This window comes from Bradyrhizobium sp. Leo114 (genome assembly GCF_055229415.2).
On record NZ_JBUYEN020000007.1, the window covers coordinates 178,283 to 192,588 of the forward strand.

The 14,306-nt window shown below is 62.6% G+C and carries 13 protein-coding genes; 5 read left to right on the forward strand and 8 right to left on the reverse strand.

Annotation, left to right across the window (positions count from 1 at the left end):
- Positions 1-237: 237 nt before the first annotated feature.
- Together ACZIRK_RS10930 and ACZIRK_RS10935 are read right to left on the reverse strand one after the other, a co-directional pair.
- Positions 238-1,257: an aldo/keto reductase gene (locus ACZIRK_RS10930; RefSeq protein ID WP_130229583.1), complete on the reverse strand. Its 1,020-nt coding sequence runs from the start codon at positions 1,255-1,257 to the stop codon at positions 238-240.
- 134 nt (positions 1,258-1,391) lie between these two features.
- Complete coding sequence (locus tag ACZIRK_RS10935) at positions 1,392-1,814, reverse strand: PaaI family thioesterase (protein WP_130229582.1); 423 nt, start codon at positions 1,812-1,814, stop codon at positions 1,392-1,394.
- A 73-nt stretch (positions 1,815-1,887) separates the two neighbouring features.
- On the opposite strand from ACZIRK_RS10935, the gene ACZIRK_RS10940 reads away from it, so the two are divergent.
- The 3 genes from ACZIRK_RS10940 (at position 1,888) to ACZIRK_RS10950 (ending at position 4,969) form a co-directional block, all read left to right on the forward strand.
- Positions 1,888-2,511, forward strand: a complete 624-nt coding sequence (locus tag ACZIRK_RS10940) for an NUDIX hydrolase (RefSeq protein ID WP_130229581.1) — start codon at positions 1,888-1,890, stop codon at positions 2,509-2,511.
- Between the two features lie 189 nt (positions 2,512-2,700).
- Complete coding sequence (locus tag ACZIRK_RS10945; RefSeq protein ID WP_130229580.1) at positions 2,701-3,681, forward strand: Bug family tripartite tricarboxylate transporter substrate binding protein; 981 nt, start codon at positions 2,701-2,703, stop codon at positions 3,679-3,681.
- A gap of 94 nt (positions 3,682-3,775) precedes the next feature.
- Complete coding sequence (locus ACZIRK_RS10950; RefSeq protein ID WP_130229579.1) at positions 3,776-4,969, forward strand: hypothetical protein; 1,194 nt, start codon at positions 3,776-3,778, stop codon at positions 4,967-4,969.
- 115 nt (positions 4,970-5,084) lie between these two features.
- Here ACZIRK_RS10950 and ACZIRK_RS10955 read toward each other — a convergent pair whose 3' ends face one another.
- A complete protein-coding gene (locus tag ACZIRK_RS10955) occupies positions 5,085-5,405 on the reverse strand; it encodes a hypothetical protein (RefSeq protein WP_165435540.1) in 321 nt (106 codons plus the stop codon).
- Positions 5,406-5,607: 202 nt separating this feature from the next.
- Here ACZIRK_RS10955 and ACZIRK_RS10960 point away from each other — a divergent pair, with 202 nt between their 5' ends.
- Complete coding sequence (locus tag ACZIRK_RS10960; protein WP_028168237.1) at positions 5,608-6,087, forward strand: hypothetical protein; 480 nt, start codon at positions 5,608-5,610, stop codon at positions 6,085-6,087.
- Between the two features lie 3 nt (positions 6,088-6,090).
- Here the strand turns inward: ACZIRK_RS10960 and ACZIRK_RS10965 are convergent, their stop codons facing one another.
- From ACZIRK_RS10965 to ACZIRK_RS10985, 5 genes are all read right to left on the reverse strand, one after another.
- Positions 6,091-7,308: an EAL domain-containing response regulator gene (locus ACZIRK_RS10965; protein ID WP_130229578.1), complete on the reverse strand. Its 1,218-nt coding sequence runs from the start codon at positions 7,306-7,308 to the stop codon at positions 6,091-6,093.
- Between the two features lie 408 nt (positions 7,309-7,716).
- A complete protein-coding gene (locus tag ACZIRK_RS10970) occupies positions 7,717-8,889 on the reverse strand; it encodes a lactonase family protein (protein WP_165435539.1) in 1,173 nt (390 codons plus the stop codon).
- Between the two features lie 195 nt (positions 8,890-9,084).
- Complete coding sequence (locus ACZIRK_RS10975; RefSeq protein ID WP_463327355.1) at positions 9,085-10,092, reverse strand: Bug family tripartite tricarboxylate transporter substrate binding protein; 1,008 nt, start codon at positions 10,090-10,092, stop codon at positions 9,085-9,087.
- 163 nt (positions 10,093-10,255) lie between these two features.
- Positions 10,256-11,230: a TAXI family TRAP transporter solute-binding subunit gene (locus ACZIRK_RS10980; protein ID WP_130229695.1), complete on the reverse strand. Its 975-nt coding sequence runs from the start codon at positions 11,228-11,230 to the stop codon at positions 10,256-10,258.
- A 15-nt stretch (positions 11,231-11,245) separates the two neighbouring features.
- Complete coding sequence (locus ACZIRK_RS10985; RefSeq protein WP_463327356.1) at positions 11,246-13,285, reverse strand: TRAP transporter permease; 2,040 nt, start codon at positions 13,283-13,285, stop codon at positions 11,246-11,248.
- 206 nt (positions 13,286-13,491) lie between these two features.
- Here ACZIRK_RS10985 and ACZIRK_RS10990 point away from each other — a divergent pair, with 206 nt between their 5' ends.
- On the forward strand, positions 13,492-14,295 hold the full coding sequence (locus ACZIRK_RS10990) for an SDR family NAD(P)-dependent oxidoreductase (RefSeq protein ID WP_130229697.1): 804 nt from the start codon (positions 13,492-13,494) through the stop codon (positions 14,293-14,295).
- Positions 14,296-14,306 lie beyond the last annotated feature (11 nt).

Consider the following 14,306-nt stretch of genomic DNA (forward strand, 5'->3'; position numbering starts at 1 on the left):
GGCGTCAAATTCGGCGCATGATTGCCATGCTCGCTGGCGGAGAAGCACAACGGCGTCTTGCAGCAGCGGAGCGCCTCGAAGAGCCACGGCGCCGCGGCCGCAATCGGATCGCTCTCCGGCATCGTGAGCAGCGTCGGGCATCGGATGAGGTCCGCGTGCCCGAGTCGGAAGCTGCCCCGGGTGTCGTCGGCGCCGCCCGTGAAGGCTGTCTGCGGCTTATTTCAATCTTCAGCGCGGCTAGGACCGCTCCGCCGTCCGCGCCCGCCGCCCCTCGATCGGATAGGCCGGATCGTTGTAGCCGGGCGTGGAAGCATGCCCGCTCACGACGAGCCGGTCGATCAGCGCCTCGTCTTCGACGGTGAAGCGATAGTCGAGCGCGCGGACGTAATCGTCCCATTGCGCTTCCGTGCGCGGACCGGCGATCACGGCGGAGATGAGGGATGAATTCAGCACCCAGGCGACCGCGAACTGCGCGGCGGTGATGCCGCGTGCTTCCGCATATTGCTTGATCTCTTGCGCGAGCCTCAAGGATTCCGGCCGCCACTCGGTCTGCATCATGCGCTTGTCGTTGCGGCCGGCGCGGGTGTCCTTGTCGGGGGTGGTATCAGCGCGATATTTGCCGGTCAGGACGCCGCGGGCGAGCGGGCTATAGGGTACCACCCCAAGGCCATAATAGCCGCAGGCCGGCAGGTGCTCGACCTCGGGCATGCGGTTCATCGCGTTGTAATAGGGCTGGCTCACGATCGGGCGGTCGAGGCCGAGCCGGTCGCAGATGTTACAGATCTTGGCAACGCGCCAGGCGCGATAGTTCGAGACGCCGAAGTAGCGCACCTTGCCCTGCCTGATCAGGTCGCCGATCGCGCGCACGGTCTCCTCCAGCGGCGTCGTGTGGTCTTCCTTGTGCAGGTAGTAGATGTCGATGTAGTCGGTGCCGAGCCGTTTCAGGCTCGCCTCCGCCGCCTGCAGCACCCAGCGTCGCGACAGCCCGCCGAAATTCGGATCGTCGCCGATCTGATTAGCGAGCTTGGTAGCGAGGACCCAGTTCTGCCTGTTGTTGGATATCGCGCGGCCCACCACCTGCTCGGAGTTTCCACCATTATAGGCATCCGCGGTGTCGATGAAGTTGACGCCGGCCTCGCGCGCCTTTGCGATGATCCGCGCCGACGTCGCCTCGTCGGTCGGGCCGCCGAACATCATGGTGCCCAGGCAGATCGGCGAAATCTTCAGGCCGCTGCGGCCGAGTTGACCGTACTGCATGTATCAAACCTCTGCGTTGTCGCGTCATTCCGGGGCGGTCCGCAGGACCGAACTCGGAATCTCGAGGTTCTCCGATGTGCAATTGCACATCGTAGTTCGATGCTTTCGCATTGCCCCGGAACGACGATCTCAGCCTACTCGCTCTTCAATATCTTGAACACGCCGTTCGCCATGGCGATGCAGCGTTTGTCGACGGTCACTTCGGTGGTGATGAAGATCAGGCTCCTGGTCGAGCGTACCACGCGCGGCTTCGAGATCAAGGTTTCGCCGATCTTGCCGGCCTCCACAAAGTGCGTATCAAGCTGCACGGTCGCAAGCGCCGGCTTGCCCGAGACATAGCGGGCGGTCATGCCGCAGGTGCGGTCCGCGAAGGTCATGATCACGCCGCCTTGCACCAGGCCGCGGCGATTGTGATGCTTGTCCTCGGTGATCAACGCATATTCATGCTCGTCATCGACGAGGCGCTGCCACAGCGGCCCGACCAGATGCAGGAAACCGGATGTATCGACGATCTTCCAGCCGTCGGATTTGAGCTTTTCCGCGGCATGTTTCGTCATGTGATGCTTTCCGTCCGGCGAGGCATGATATCAGGTCATTTCATCGAACGCGGGACTGTTGTAGTCAAGATCAATGGCCCGTTCATTTGATGATGCCACCCGGCGGAATATCGCAGAGCTCTGTACGGCGTTCAGGCGCCTGCCGGACGATTCTGCGCCGCTGCTCAAACGCGCGGCGGTCGCGATCGCACTCACGAGCGGCGAGGGCGAGGAGACCGCATTCCTGCTCACCCGCCGTGCGGCCAGCTTGCGCAGCCACAGCGCGCAATGGGCGCTGCCCGGCGGACGCTGCGATTCCGGTGAGACACAGGCGGAAGCGGCACTGCGCGAACTGCACGAAGAGCTAGGGCTGCGCGTCAATGATGGCGACGTGCTCGGCGTGCTCGACGACTATCCGACCCGCTCGGGCTATCTGATCACTCCGGTGGTAGTGTGGGTCTCGACACGGGCGCCGATCATGCCCAACCCGGACGAGGTAGCTTCCGTCCATCGCATCACGCTTGAATCGATCGAGGCGGAGGATGCGTTCAGCTTCACCACCATTCCCGAGAGTGTCAGGCGCGTGATCCGCTTCCGCCACGCCGGCCAGCACATCCATGCGCCGACGGCTGCCTTGATCTATCAGTTTCGCGAAGTGCTGGCCGGCCGCGACACCCGCGTCGCCGATCTCGAGCAGCCGGTCTTCGCCTGGAAGTAGGCAGCTCTCAACCGTCATTGCGAGGAGCGCAGCGACGATGCAATCCGCGTCTCCGCAAATGGCGCGATGGATTGCTTCGCTCCGCTCGCAATGACGGGGCGGCCGAGTCATCAGAAGTCCGGTTGCTGACGCCAGGCATCTGAGCGACAATGCCACCATAACAACAAACATCAGGGGAGGCTCTCGGGCATGCTGTCCTGGAACAAGCGATTTTACACCGCCATCGCCGCGCTTGCCGTCGGCGCAGCATTCTGGCCGGCGCAGGCCCAGGATTATCCGAACCGGCCGATCACGCTCGTCATCCCCTTCGCGCCCGGCGGCAGCACGTCCATCGTCGGCCGCGGCATTGCCGAGAAGATGAGTGAATTTCTCGGCGAGAAGATCGTGATCGACAACCGCCCCGGCGCCGGCGGCACGGTCGGCACCAAGGCGGTCGCCAAGAGCGATCCCGATGGCTACACGCTGGTGCTCGGCTATACAGGGACACTCGCGATCGGCCCGTCGCTCTACAAGAAGGCGGGCTACGATCCGCGCAAGGATTTCGCGCCGATCGGCATGATCGGCAATGCGCCGAATTCGCTGGTCGTGCATCCGTCGTTCCCGGCCAAGAGCGTCGCCGAGCTGATCGCCTATGCCAAACAAAATCCGGGCAAGGTCAGTTTCGGTTCGGCCGGCGCCGGCACAGCAAGCCACATCACTGGCGAATATTTCGCGCGCAGTGCCGGCATCTCGCTCGTGCATGTTCCCTACAAGGGAACGGGCCCTGCGCTGGTCGACCTCATCGGCGGGCACATTCCGATGGCATTTGCGCCGATCCCTGCCTCTCACGCCAACGTCAGCGGCGGAACGCTGCGCGCACTCGCGGTGACCAGCGTGACCCGCTCCGGTCTCCTGCCCGACGTGCCGACGATCGCCGAGGCCGGCGTTCCCGGATTCGACGCTTCGCTCTATTATGGCCTTGCGGCACCGGCCGGCACGCCGCGGCCGATCGTCGACAAGCTCAACAAGGTGCTGCGCGATGCGCTCGCCTCCGAGGAGGTGAAGCGGCAATTGGGCTCTGACGGCACCGAGATCACGCCGGGCTCGCCCGAGGATTACGCCGAGTTCATCGACAAGGACGAGAAGAAGTGGGCGCAGCTCGTGAAGGCCAGCGGCGTCGAGCCGGAGTGAGAAGCACTTGTTCTGGGCCATGGCGGGGCGTTTGGTCGCTTTTGAGTGATTCAATTCGAGGCTGACATCGCGCGCGTCCTTGCTACAAGAGAGCATGCGCCCGCCATTGATTCGCTGTTTCCCCGGATTGGTCGCGCTCGCGCTGTTCGCGGGCGCGCCGGAGGCCGTGGCGGTCGAGGCTACCACCCTTTCTGCATCCACCGCGGATGCGATGGCGCAGGCCGCAACGCCGCAGGCGATCGCCGAATATCGCCGCAAGCTGCGCGAATATCAGGAAGCGCGCGCCGCCTTCGATGAGGAGGCGGGCGCCTATTGGAGTGCGATTTCCGAGAAACGGCGCACCCGCAACGCCAAACGGCGCGAGCGACAGCCGATCACGCTCGATGATTATGTGCTCGATCAGCCGCCGCTCTATACCGGGCCGAAACGGCCGGTGAATCCGGAACCTGAAGAAGAGGAACCGTCGCGTCCACGCAGGACCATTCCTCTCGTCGCCGATTTCCTGAAGGCCGCCGCCGAGCAGTTTCAGTTCACGCCAGAGCGGCCGGCCACCGAGATCGAGTTCAAGCGCGCCTACGCCCGTTACGCGCTCGCGGCCGGCTTGACGCGCGAGCAGGCGGTGCGGGTCTATTCCTTCGAGACCGGCGGCACCGGCAATCACGATATGCAGTCGGGCTACCGCGGTCCGGGCACAAAGGCGATCTCGACCGCAATCGGCTACAATCAGTTGCTCACCACCAACACCGTCGAGTTGATCGCCCAGCAGGGCCCTGAGTTCATCAAGGTGCTGACTCAAAAGGCCGCTACGCTGTCCGGTCCCGCGCGCAAGGCGATGGATCACAAGCTCGCGGTGCTGAAGAAGATGGTGGCATTCGCACGCACGGTGCCGGACGACTGGTCGGCGCATGAGCGGCTCGCGAGCACGCCGCAGGGCTGGGCGGTCCATTCCATGGTGCTCGATATCGACGTCGGCCCGATGCTGCAGACCCACAAGCTGCTGACGTCAGTCATCTTCGCGCGGAACAAGGGCTACACCCGCCCGCTGAGCGCGGCCGAACTCGAGATGATGAACCTCACCGGAGACGGCACCGGCTACGACATGGTCACGATGCCGCAAGCGATGCGCGAGAGGGTGCCGACGTCGAACTTCTTCCAGCGCGGCGGCTACGAGCGCAACCCGGTCGCGATCCGCCACAACACGGTGGCAAAGCTGCTCGCAGTCACCGACGAGCGGATGGATTTCAACAGCAACAAGCCCGGCGCCAAGGAACTGGCGTCAGTGTTTTAGTGGCCCGCGGGCCGTAGGGTGGGCAAAGCGAAGCGTGCCCACCTTTCTTGCACCGACCGTGGATGGTGGGCACGCTGCGCTTTGCCCACCCTACAGGTTACAGCGGCATCGTCGCCTAATTCGATCCGAACATGAACTTGCCGTCGCCCTCGAGATAGGGGCCGGAGCGCATGTAGAGCTGGCCGTTCTGGCCGACGAAGAACAGCGTGCCTCTCGGCACCTTCTTGGCGCCTTTGAGCAGCAGCCCGGCATTGTTGGTCCCCATCTTGTAGGCGAGGGTCGAGCCGTCCTTGCCATAGGCGTAGCCCATGTCGGACTTCAGCTCCCAGGGTGCGGGCGATGCATCCTGTGCGAGTGCGGGAGCCGCCAGCGTCGTCAGTGCCGCTGCCGTCAAAAAAGCCGTCATCAAAAAGCTTTTGGCCTGAAATCGAGTCATGATCGTCCTCCCCAGTCGTCGCTGCCGAAACCGGCGCCCTTGCCTTGAACAAATCACGAACGTCATTATTCCGTCAATACGACGGAAGTCGTCGTGCGGCATCACGTGCAACCTGCGGGTTTGTGATTTCCTGCTTCGCGACTATGTTGCCGTTTCCATCTACAAACGCATGATTGCGAAAAGTTTGATAGGGATGATTCGAATGACCCCCGGCATGAACATCGGTTTCGGTATTGCGCTCTCGCTGATGACGATGGCCACCGCGGCTTATGCCGACGAATTCAAGCTTTCCAACAACCAGCGCATCGCCTGCAGCCGGGGATTGTCCGCCGGCAAGCTCAACACTGCGACCTGCAAGTCCTACGCCTATCTGTTCAACACCAAGACCTCGGAATATTTCCGCTGCCAGGTCTCGCTGGCGCTGACGCGCGACAACAAGGAGGTTATCAACGTGCAGGCCGATGGCGGCTGCACCAAGCGGCCGCGCATCTTCGACACCGATGGCAATTACTCCTTCGATGCCACCGAAACTGAACCGCCGAACACCAACTCGTTCTTCGGTCCCGGCGGCTATTCGGTCTGGGCCAGCGACAACAATGTGCAGAAGGTGCGCGGCTGCATCACGATCTCCTCCGGCCTCGGCTCGGATATCTCGAAATGCATCGACATGACGTTCCAGTGAACGTCACGATTTCGATTCAGCGCTCGCGGCAGGGGAAGGCCGCGAGCGGGCGAACTTCTTCACTCCCATCGGCTTGCCGAACAGATAGCCTTGCACCAGGTCGAAGCCGACCGCATGGGCGGTGAGGAAGTCGGCGCGGGTCTCGACGCCCTGGGCGAGCGCCCGTGCGCCGTGGTCGTGGGCAAGCTCGACGACATGTTTGCACACGGTCTGCTTCAGCCGGTCGTCGGCGGCGCCGGTGACGAATTGATGATCGATCTTCAGTTCGACGAAGGGGAAGTTCTTTAGACCCATCAGCGATGGCCACTCCGTGCCGACCTGGTCGACCGATATCGCGATGTTGTGGAACCGCACCTGCCGCGCGACCTCGATCACGAGGTCCAGGTTCTCGATCACCTCGGCGCTTCCGATCTCGAGCAGCAGGCCGCCGAACGCGGGATGCTGCGGCACGCGGCGGCATAATTCGCGCACGGCTTGCGGATCGCTCAGGAACGATACCGGCAGGTTGATCGAGAGGTCCACCGGTCCTTTCTGCTCCAAGAGATAGTGCCAATCCTCGATGGCGCGACCGACCACGAATTCGGACAGCGCTTGGAAATGCGGATCGCTTTCATCGGGAATGAAATAGGCCGGCGGCACCACACCCCACGCCGGATGCCGCATCCTGACCAGGGCCTCCGCGCCCGCGGGCACCAGCGTGCGCAAGTTGATCTTCTGCTGGTACCACAATTCGAGCCAGCCGGCCTTGAGCGCTTCTGCCACATCGACCGCGGGGCTCGGCGCGGGCTCCTGCGGCAGCAGCATCGCAACGCTGTCGCGCAGCGTTCCGGCGCCGAACGGCGTCGCCAGCGGCGGCAGCATGGCTACGCCGTATTCTTCGCCAATTTGCCTGACCGCTTTTACCATAATCGACTCGGGCGGGCCGATGACGAGAACCTTGCCGGCGAAATTCTTTCTGACGAGAACCTCCAGAATCCTGCCGACCTCGATCCCGTTGACGGAGACACCGAGCACAAGCAGGTCGGGCCGATGCGCGTCCAGCGCGCCATCCAGTTCGGTGGCCTCGCCGCACTCCGAGGTGATGAAGCCGAGATCCTCGAGAGCATCAGAAAGAAAGGTACGAAGGTGCTTCTTGCTATCGGCGACGCAAGCCCGCGGCGTCAATTTGCGATGACCGAACCAGCCGGGTCGTGCGTATTCCTTGGGGTTGATTTGATTCATGCCCGCCCTTTCCCGTGATGTCGATTTGACTCGTACATCTCCGTGGCGGCCTTAATCGGGAAATTTGAGGACCCTCCTTTCAAATCCCCATGAATGCTTAGGTAGGGTTAAAGAGACAAATAAAGCTAAAATTGTAATGAATAATCGAAGCAGATCAGCGCATCGGCGGCCCCAAATGCCGTGCTCCGACGCCATTCGGTCCGAACTGCTCGCGAGCGATTGCAATGGTGCGCCGCCGCGTCGTTTCGCGGCGGCAGCACGCGTTAATGTCTGTGGTTGTTTATCGTTGTCGCCGTGATCGATTCCCGTTTTGAGAATAGCGTTCACGTGATCGCCGCCGCTACCGATCGTTCTTTATTCGAGCATGATCTTTTCGGAAAACCGGTCTCCACTTTTCCGGATCATGGTCTAGTGCCCCATGCGCGCCGAAGCCGGGTGACCCGGCACCTTGAAGCGTTTTCCGGTGTCGCTAACCTTCCCACCATCGACTTTCAGGATCGAGAAATCCTGAGTCAGGTAATTTCCGGCCAGCAGGTACTTGCCGTCCGGCGTGAACACGACGGCTTCGGGCAAGCCACCGACCTCGATGTCTTGAGTCTTGGTCACCTTCTTGCCGTCGATCTTCAGCACCGTGAGGCTGCCGTCCTTGTGATAGTAGTACGCGTTCTTCATGTTGGAGCCGCGCAAAATGGCGGCGACAGCGAGATCTCCCTTCGGCGAAATCGCAAGGCCCTCGGGGCCGTCGCCGACCACCACACGATCGATGATGCGCGGCGGATTGGCTTCGAGATCAATCACGCTCGTGGTGTCGACGCTGCCGTCGGATGAGCCGGCGCCGCCATTGTCGGACGTCAGCGCGAGTTTGCCATTTGGCGTCACCGCGACATTGTATGGCCATTGGCCCGTCGGCAGATCGACCTTGTTGTAGGTGACCTTGTCTCCGGCAATATCGAGCACCGAGACCTTGTGCGCGGGGAAGCGGACAGCGAGCGCCCGCTTGCCGTCCGGCGTGAACGCCACATGGGCGACGCTGTCGGGCAACGCAATGGTGTCGGTGACCTTGACGTCGGTCCCATTGATCGAGAGCACGCTAACGGAATTGTCGCCACGATTGGCGACCAACGCCATCTTGCTGTCCGGACTGATGCTGAGCCCGGACGGCTGCTTGCCGACGGTCACGGTTGCTGCCAGCTTCGGCGGGTTGGCCTTGAGATCGATGACATAGACCTTGTTGTCCGGCACCTGCTTCAGCGCATCGCCGTCCTTGGTCACATCGACTGAATCGGCGACGAGAGCGATCGAGCCGGTCGGGTCGATGTCGAGATTGACCGGCGGTCCCACCACCGAATTCTTCAGCGGCAGTGAGGCGACGGTCTTGGGATTTTCGGGATTGGCGAGGTCGAGGATGAGAACCTGGTCCTTGCCGGGCGCAGACAGGATCGGTTTTCCATCGTCATCCCATAACACCTTCTCGTCGAGCCCGACGATCATGAAAGGTTTCGCATGGGCAGGATTGAACGTGAGATTGCAGAGCAGGACTGCGGCTCCCAAAGATAGTCCGACGGCGCGGTAAGCAGGCATTGGCGTTTCTCCCGGTTGCGCCGGCCACTGGCGGGCCGGTTTCGCGCAGGGAAAATTAAGCAGGGAATACGATCCTTGCCAATGGCCGAACTGACGTGCGTGTTGGCGCTCGGTTCTATACGTCGTCTGGATCGGGTGACCGACGCGCCCCGTCGGCCGATGTCCCGGCCCTGCTATGGGAGAGTAATGCCGTCGTCACTCCGGCTGGATGCCCGCGAATTTGGCGACCTTGCCCCATTTCTCGGTCTCCGCCAGCACGTAAGCCTGCATGTCCTGGGCCGAGCCGCCGACGGGGTCGGCGCCGAGCTTGCGCAGGCGTGCAATCCCGTCCTCGGTCTTGAGGAATTTGTCGACGCTCGCGTTGAGGCGGTCGATGATCTCCTTCGGCGTCTTCGCAGGAGCCGCGATCGTGAACCAGGAGGCGGCCTCATAGCCGGGCACGCCCGCCTCCGCGATCGTCGGAAGGTCAGGCAATAGCGGCCAGCGCTTGGAGGTGGACACCGCAAGCGGACGGATCTGTCCGGCTTCGGCGAAGGGCTGCGCGGCGGGGAGGTTGTCGATCATCAGATGCACGCGGCCGGCGATCAGGTCGGTCAATGCCGGCGCGCTGCCCTTGTAGGGCACATGCGTGATCTCGACGCCGGTCATCGAGCGGAACAGCTCGGTCGAGACATGCGCGGTGCTGCCGAGCCCGGGCGTGCCGTAGAACAATTCGCCACGCTTCGACTTGGCGTAGTCGATCAGTTCGGCGACCGACTTCACCGGCAGCGAATTGGTGACCGAGCAGAGATTGGGCACCCGCGCGATGATGATGACTGGCGCGATATCCTTCAGCGGATCGAACGGCATGTTCCTGAACACGAACGGATTGATCGCATGCGTGCCGGGCGTGCCCACGAGGAAGGTGTAGCCGTCAGGATCGGCTTTGGCGACGGCGTCGGCCGCGATATTGCCGCCCGCGCCGGTTTTGTTCTCGACGATGAACTGTTGGCCGAATTCCTCGGAGACCTTGGCCGCGACCACGCGGGCCAGGATGTCGGTGGTGCCGCCGGCGGCAAACGGCACCAGGAGCTTGACCGGCCGCGTCGGCCATTCGGCGGCGCGCGCCAGCCGCGGCAGCATTGATGCGCCGGCAAGCCCGGCGGTGCCTCGCAGCAGCGAGCGGCGGCTAAGATTTGACGAAGCGACGGTCGAAGAAGGCATTTGGAGGTCCTTGAGCGATGCGGAAGGATAGGCGCCGAAAAATCGAGCGGCGCACGATGGCGCCGCTCAGCGGTGGTCAGGAATTGTGGTTGAGGCGTGTCATAGCGTTTTCGAGCGAAGTGGATACCGGTTCGCGTGAAGAAAACGCGTCAAAACAAAAGAGCTAGCCGTCAATGCCCTTTTCCTTGAAATACTTCAATGCGCCCGGATGGAACGGGATCGGGGAGCGATCCTGGCGCTGGTTGTCGAGGGAGAAGCTCTCGGCTTCCTTGTGCACGGCGACGATGTCGGCCTTCTTTTCCACCAGCGTCTTGACGATCGTATAAGCATCGTCGTTGCTCATCTTGTCCCCGGTGACAACCAGGTTCCAGACCTCGGTGATGGAATTGTCCTTGTCGTAGCCCGGATACGAGCCTGCCTTGATCTTGCTGGCGGAGTAGAGTTTGCCGTATTTGGCATTCATCTTCTCGGCCAGGTCGCCATGATCGATCAGCTTCATCTTGACGCCGGGGGTCGCCGCGAGGTCGGTCACCGCCGCGGTCGGGATGCCCCCGACCCAGAAGAAGGCATCGATCTTGCCGTCCTTGATGGCGTTGACGGATTCGGCAACGCCGAGCCGCTCGCGCTTCATGTCCTTGTCTTTGTCCAGGCCAGCCGCTTCGATGACACGGAATGCCATCACTTCGGTGGCGCTGCCGGGCGAACCCGTCGAGACGCGCTTGCCCTTGAAGTCCGCCATGGTCTGGATGCCGGTGCCCTCGACGGTCACCACATGCATGCGGTTCGGATAAACGACGAGGAGGGCCTGCAGCGGCACCTTGTTGTTCTTGAACTTGTCCTGGCCCTGCAGTGCGTCGAGCGCGGCATCGGCCATGGTGAAGCCCATTTCGCTCTGCCCGGTGCCGATCAGCTTGAGATTGTCGACCGAGCCGCCGGTGACCTCGGCGGTGGCCTGCACATTGGGAAGATTCTTCGAGAGCACGTTGGCGATCGCGCCGCCGAGCGGATAGTAGACGCCGCCGGTGCCGCCGGTGCCGATCGACATGATCTTCTGCTGCGCATGAACGATGCCGGCAAAAGCGAGACCGGCCGAGATCGTCACAGCCAGCATCGCCACGGTCTTTTTCAGTTTCTTCATCCTGTCACTCCCTCATTAAATCGTAAGCGCCGGTTCCTTCGGCGTCGGTGTTCTCGCCTGCCACAGCAGCACGCCGAGGCCTATGATCAGACCTGGCACGTAGGTGTAGCTGATATCGCGGCCGATTATCCATTCGACGATCGCCTCGATCAAACTCGGAAACACCAATAGCAATCCGGATAGCAGAAGCAGGCCGCGTTCGATCGGCGTAGTTTGTCGCAGGGCCCAGTTCTGGGCAAATGCGGCGAGCGCCAGCAGTCCGATGGTCGCCTTGAGCGTGATTTCGAGGATATCGACCCACGAGCCGCCCTTCGGGATCGCCAGCAGAAGGCCAACGCCCTGCGGGTCGAGCACGAACACGAACGGCACCAGGAAGGCCGGCAGCGTGTATTTCCACGATTGCAGCGTCGTGCGGTAGGGATCGCCTCCGGTGATGGCAGCAGCCGCGAACGGCGACAGCGCTGTTGGCGGCGACACCTCCGACAGCACGGCGTAATAGAAGATGAACATGTGCGCGGCGTAATCGGGCACGCCGAGCTTGATCAGCGCCGGCGCTGCGATCACGGCGCAGATGATGTAGGAGGCGGTCACCGGCACCGCGAGACCGATAATCCAGACGATCAGCGAAGTGTAGATCGCGGTCAGTAGTAAGCTGCCGCCGGCATAGCTGATCACGATCGACGAGAATTTCAGGCCGAGGCCCGTCAGCGTCACGATGCCGACGACGATGCCGGCGCATGCACAGGTGGTCGCGGCATTGAGCGCGCCGATCGAGCCGTCGGCCAGCGCCTTCACCAGCTTCGTGGGCACCAGCGCCGTTTCCTTCCGCAGGAAGCTCAACGCGAAGGTGACCACAACGGCGTAGAACACCGACAGTGACGGCGAATAGCCGATGATCATGAACACGACCACGGCGGCCAATGAGACGAAGTGAAAGCCGTAGCGCTTGGTCATCTGGCCGAGCGTCATCTCCGGCTTGAAGTTGACGTCCTTGGCGCCGAATTTGCGGGCATCCAGTTCGACCATGAACAGCAGCGACATGTAATAGAGGCAGGTCGGGATGGTCGCCATCCAGATCACGTCGAGATAGCTGATCTTGAGAAACTCGGCGATCAGGAACGCGGCCGCCCCCAGCACCGGCGGCGACAGGATCGCGCCGAGGCCACCGGCCGCCAGCAATCCGCCGGCGGCGTTTTTCTCAAAACCCGCTTTGGCCAGCATCGGATAGGCCACGGTGCCGATCATCACGGTGGTGGCAACGCCCGAACCCGAGGGGCCGCCGAGCAGGAACGACGACAGCACGACCGTCCGTCCTGCGCTGTTCGGCTTGCCGCCCATCAGCGCCAGCGAGAAGTCGATGAAGAACTTCCCGGCGCCGGATTGCTGCAGGAATGCGCCGTAGATCGTGAACAGGATGATCAGGGTAGCCGACACATCGACGGCGACGCCGAAAATGCCTTCCAGCGTGATGAAGAGATGGCCGACCAGGCGGGACAGGTCGTAGCCGCGGTGGGTCCACGGCGCCGGCAGATGCGGACCGAGCATCGCATAGGCGATGAAGAACAGCGACACCACGGGCATGATGGGTCCGGTGGTGCGCCGCGTCGCCTCGAGCAGCAGCACGATGAAGACAATGCCGACGATGACATCCAGGTGGTCGGGCGTCGTGGCGCGGTCGGTGAAATCCTCGCCGCCCCACAGCGCATAGACGATGGTTGCGACCGCAACGATGCCCGGCACGATGTCCCACCAGCGGACGCGGTTGCGAAAACGCGTGGCGAGCGGAAACAAGAGGAAGCTCAGCACCAGCGTGAAGGCGACATGGGTATAGCGGAGTTCCTGGGTCGGAACGATCGCGTAGGCCGCATAGAGGTGGAACAGGCTCATGACCACCGCGATCGTGGTCGAAATGCGTCCTGCCCATCCCATCAGGCGGTTGGTCGCGCCTTCCTCGGCCTCTACGAAGGTTTCCGCTTTCTGCAGCGCCTCCTCGGAGATGGCGACGACTTCGTCATTGGACGACGATTTGCCTGACGGTCGGCCTTCTGTAGTCATGCTTCCCCCAGTACGCTCTCTCTAACCCGGCTGGACGGCCGGGTCTTGGGCGGCGCATTCATGCTGGTTTGGGGCAAACGTTGTAAGGGGCATCGCGCCTGCGACTTTCGGATGATGCATGCGGAGTGTGCATCGGGCACATCAGCCGGACTGGGTTGACCGCGGGCGCCTGGCTGCAATACGAACACTAACAAGGGGAGAAGCCAATGGATCGGCTCAAGGGCAAAATCGCGATGGTGGTCGGCGCCGGCTCGATCGGGCCGGGCTGGGGCAACGGCAAGGCGGCCGCCGTCACCTTTGCGCGCGAGGGTGCCAGCGTGTTCTGCGTCGACCGTAACGCGGCCGCTGCGGAAGAGACGGCCGGCATCATCACCGGCGAGGGCGGCAAGGCGGCAGCGTTCACCGCGGACGTCTCCCGTGCGGCCGACGTCGAGGCGATGGTCGCCGCATGCCTGAAGACGTATGGCCGCATCGACGTGCTCGACAACAATGTCGGCATCGCCGAGATGGGCAGCGTGGTCGAGGTGAGCGAGGCGGAATGGGACCGCGTGTTCGCCGTCAACCTCAAGAGCGCCTATCTTGCCATGAAGCACGTGATCCCGGTGATGCAGAAGCAGGGCGGCGGCTCGATCATCAACATCTCCTCGATCGCCTCGATCCGCCATCTCGGCATCTCCTACGTCACCTATGCCACCACGAAGGCGGCGATGAACCAGATGACGCGCACCAGCGCGGTGCAGTTCGCGCGCGACCATGTGCGGGTGAACGCGATCCTGCCCGGTCTGATGAAGACGCCGATGGTGGCGCATTCCGCCGGCCTCGCCGCCAGCTATTCCGCGGGCGACGTGGAAGCGATGTGGCGCGCCCGCGACGCGCAGGTGCCGATGGGCCACATGGGCGACGCCTGGGACGTCGCCAACGCTGCCTTGTTCCTGGCTTCGGATGAATCGAAATACGTCACCGGCATTGAGCTCGTCGTCGACGGCGGCGTGACGCTGAAGGTGAGCTAATTGTCGTCCCG

What these genes read in the sequence shown, in the direction of transcription:
- ACZIRK_RS10930 (WP_130229583.1), bottom strand. Translation starts at nt 1,257, where the DNA reads ATGCAGTACGGTCAACTCGGCCGCAGCGGCCTGAAGATTTCGCCGATC.
- ACZIRK_RS10935 (WP_130229582.1), bottom strand. Translation starts at nt 1,814, where the DNA reads ATGACGAAACATGCCGCGGAAAAGCTCAAATCCGACGGCTGGAAGATC.
- ACZIRK_RS10940 (WP_130229581.1), top strand. Translation starts at nt 1,888, where the DNA reads ATGGCCCGTTCATTTGATGATGCCACCCGGCGGAATATCGCAGAGCTC.
- ACZIRK_RS10945 (WP_130229580.1), top strand. Translation starts at nt 2,701, where the DNA reads ATGCTGTCCTGGAACAAGCGATTTTACACCGCCATCGCCGCGCTTGCC.
- ACZIRK_RS10950 (WP_130229579.1), top strand. Translation starts at nt 3,776, where the DNA reads ATGCGCCCGCCATTGATTCGCTGTTTCCCCGGATTGGTCGCGCTCGCG.
- ACZIRK_RS10955 (WP_165435540.1), bottom strand. Translation starts at nt 5,405, where the DNA reads ATGACTCGATTTCAGGCCAAAAGCTTTTTGATGACGGCTTTTTTGACG.
- ACZIRK_RS10960 (WP_028168237.1), top strand. Translation starts at nt 5,608, where the DNA reads ATGACCCCCGGCATGAACATCGGTTTCGGTATTGCGCTCTCGCTGATG.
- ACZIRK_RS10965 (WP_130229578.1), bottom strand. Translation starts at nt 7,308, where the DNA reads ATGAATCAAATCAACCCCAAGGAATACGCACGACCCGGCTGGTTCGGT.
- ACZIRK_RS10970 (WP_165435539.1), bottom strand. Translation starts at nt 8,889, where the DNA reads ATGCCTGCTTACCGCGCCGTCGGACTATCTTTGGGAGCCGCAGTCCTG.
- ACZIRK_RS10975 (WP_463327355.1), bottom strand. Translation starts at nt 10,092, where the DNA reads ATGCCTTCTTCGACCGTCGCTTCGTCAAATCTTAGCCGCCGCTCGCTG.
- ACZIRK_RS10980 (WP_130229695.1), bottom strand. Translation starts at nt 11,230, where the DNA reads ATGAAGAAACTGAAAAAGACCGTGGCGATGCTGGCTGTGACGATCTCG.
- ACZIRK_RS10985 (WP_463327356.1), bottom strand. Translation starts at nt 13,285, where the DNA reads ATGACTACAGAAGGCCGACCGTCAGGCAAATCGTCGTCCAATGACGAA.
- ACZIRK_RS10990 (WP_130229697.1), top strand. Translation starts at nt 13,492, where the DNA reads ATGGATCGGCTCAAGGGCAAAATCGCGATGGTGGTCGGCGCCGGCTCG.